Consider the following 3,346-nt stretch of genomic DNA (forward strand, 5'->3'; position numbering starts at 1 on the left):
TATTCAGTTTGATTCCCGATCGTCTGTCGGGAACCACAAAGTGGACGCGAGCCCTGACCCGTAAAGGGTCAGGAAAAAAGTGTGTGTCAAGTCTTCGGCTTATTAGTACCGGTCAGCTCCACGGGTCGTTAGTCCCCGCTTCCACATCCGGCCTATCAACCCAGTAGTCTGCTGGGAGCCTCTCACACTCAAGGTGCATGGAAATCTCATCTCGAAGACGGCTTCCCGCTTAGATGCTTTCAGCGGTTATCCGGTCCGAACGTAGCTAATCAGCGGTGCCCTTGGCAGAACAACTGACACACCAGAGGTTCGTCCATCCCGGTCCTCTCGTACTAGGGATAGATCTTCTCAAATTTCCAACGCGCGCAGCGGATAGGGACCGAACTGTCTCACGACGTTCTAAACCCAGCTCGCGTACCGCTTTAATGGGCGAACAGCCCAACCCTTGGGACCTACTCCAGCCCCAGGATGCGACGAGCCGACATCGAGGTGCCAAACCATGCCGTCGATATGGACTCTTGGGCAAGATCAGCCTGTTATCCCCGAGGTACCTTTTATCCGTTGAGCGACAGCGCTTCCACAAGCCACTGCCGGATCACTAGTCCCGACTTTCGTCCCTGCTCGACCTGTCAGTCTCACAGTCAAGCTCCCTTGTGCACTTACACTCGCCACCTGATTGCCAACCAGGTTGAGGGAACCTTTGGGCGCCTCCGTTACTCTTTGGGAGGCAACCGCCCCAGTTAAACTACCCATCAGGCACTGTCCATGAACCCGATCAGGGTCCTACGTTAGACATCCAAAGTGACCAGAGTGGTATTTCAACAATGACTCCACGAACACTAGCGTGCCCGCTTCACAGTCTCCCACCTATCCTACACAAGCCACTCCGAACACCAATACCAAACTGTAGTAAAGGTCACGGGGTCTTTCCGTCCTGCTGCGCGTAACGAGCATCTTTACTCGTAGTGCAATTTCGCCGAGTTCGCGGTTGAGACAGCTGGGAAGTCGTTACGCCATTCGTGCAGGTCGGAACTTACCCGACAAGGAATTTCGCTACCTTAGGATGGTTATAGTTACCACCGCCGTTTACTGGGGCTTAAATTCAGAGCTTCGCCGTGAGGCTGACCCTTCCTCTTAACCTTCCAGCACCGGGCAGGCGTCAGTCCGTATACATCGTCTTGCGACTTCGCACGGACCTGTGTTTTTAGTAAACAGTCGCTTCCCACTGGTCTCTGCGGCCTTCAACGCTCACGGAGTAAATCCGGTCACGTGTCCGGCCCCCCTTCTCCCGAAGTTACGGGGGCATTTTGCCGAGTTCCTTAACCACGATTATCTCGATCTCCTTGGTATTCTCTACCTGACCACCTGAGTCGGTTTCGGGTACGGGCGGCTGCAACCTCGCGTCGATGCTTTTCTCGGCAGCATAGGATCACTGAATTCCCCTTACGGGTACGCGTCGGGTCTCAGGCATACAGACGACGGATTTGCCTATCGTCAGCCCTACATCCTTACACCAGGTTCACCTTACGGATACCATCGCCTGGCTCAGCTACCTTCCTGCGTCACACCTGTTCATACGCTAACCGCACCAGCATGGGGTCGAGCGTTAGACCGGCCCGTCTCACCCCGAAGGGATCAACAAGTGCCGGGTTAGGACTCTTAGCACCACTGGATTAGCTTGGGCGGTTGTTCGCCGGTACGGGAATATCAACCCGTTGTCCATCGACTACGCCTGTCGGCCTCGCCTTAGGTCCCGACTTACCCAGGGCGGATTAACCTGGCCCTGGAACCCTTGGTCTTTCGGAGGACGGGTTTCTCACCCGTCTTTCGCTACTCATGCCTGCATTCTCACTCGTGTAGCGTCCACGGCTGGATCACTCCGCCGCTTCACTCGCCACACGACGCTCTCCTACCACTCCGCACGACTGAACCACGAAGGCTTGTCGAGTGTGCGAAATCTACAACTTCGGTGGTGTGCTTGAGCCCCGTTACATTGTCGGCGCGGAATCACTTGACCAGTGAGCTATTACGCACTCTTTCAAGGGTGGCTGCTTCTAAGCCAACCTCCTGGTTGTCTGTGCAACTCCACATCCTTTCCCACTTAGCACACGCTTAGGGACCTTAGTTGGTAGTCTGGGTTGTTTCCCTCTCGACGATGAAGCTTATCCCCCACCGTCTCACTGCTGCGCTCTCACTCACCGGCATTCGGAGTTTGGCTGACGTCAGTAACCTGTTGAGGCCCATCGGCCATCCAGTAGCTCTACCTCCGGCGAGAAACACGCAACGCTGCACCTAAATGCATTTCGGAGAGAACCAGCTATCACGAAGTTTGATTGGCCTTTCACCCCTATCCACAGCTCATCCCCTCCATTTTCAACTGAAGTGGGTTCGGTCCTCCACGACGTCTTACCGTCGCTTCAACCTGGCCATGGATAGATCACTTCGCTTCGGGTCTAGGACATGCGACTGAATCGCCCTATTCAGACTCGCTTTCGCTACGGCTACCCCACACGGGTTAACCTCGCCACATATCGCTAACTCGCAGGCTCATTCTTCAAAAGGCACGCCGTCACCCCTACAAAGGAGGCTCCGACGGTTTGTAAGCAAACGGTTTCAGGTACTATTTCACTCCCCTCCCGGGGTACTTTTCACCTTTCCCTCACGGTACTTGTCCGCTATCGGTCATCTGGGAGTATTTAGGCTTATCAGGTGGTCCTGACAGATTCACACGGGATTTCTCGGGCCCCGTGCTACTTGGGATACACATCCGGCCATAACACCATTTCGTCTACGGGGCTGGCACCCACTACGGCCCGGCTTTCAAACCGGTTCGACTATGATGCGCTGTAACCGTCCCAGTCCGGCAGAACTGAGTGACGTGTCCCACAACCCCGACCATGCAACGCCCGCCGGCTATCACACATGATCGGTTTAGCCTCATCCGTTTTCGCTCGCCACTACTCACGGAATCACATGTTGTTTTCTCTTCCTGTGGGTACTGAGATGTTTCACTTCCCCACGTTCCCTCTACCCGCCCTATATATTCAGGCGGGAGTCACCAGGTCACAAAAGCGCCTGGCGGGGTTTCCCCATTCGGAAATCCTCGGCTCACAGCTCGATTATCAGCTCCCCGAGGCTTATCGCAGATTTCTACGTCCTTCTTCGGCTCCAGATGCCAAGGCATCCACCGTTTGCTCTTAGAAACTTGACCACAAAGATTAAAATTGCGATCCAACGCCACGACACACGCCAACCCGAAAGCCGACGATCATCGATGACGCGAATCTAAAGATGCTCGCGTCCACTGTGTAGTTCTCAACATACGATCGGCACCACACTCCCCCAC

1 rRNA gene is annotated in these 3,346 nt (G+C 54.9%); it reads right to left on the bottom strand.

The features are described from left to right. Positions 1-82 precede the first annotated feature (82 nt). Positions 83-3,211 (bottom strand): 23S ribosomal RNA (locus tag QL987_RS16590). Positions 3,212-3,346 lie beyond the last annotated feature (135 nt).

It is taken from the genome of Curtobacterium sp. APC 4022 (assembly GCF_030407555.1).
In the GTDB taxonomy this organism is placed as follows: Bacteria; Actinomycetota; Actinomycetes; order Actinomycetales; family Microbacteriaceae; genus Curtobacterium.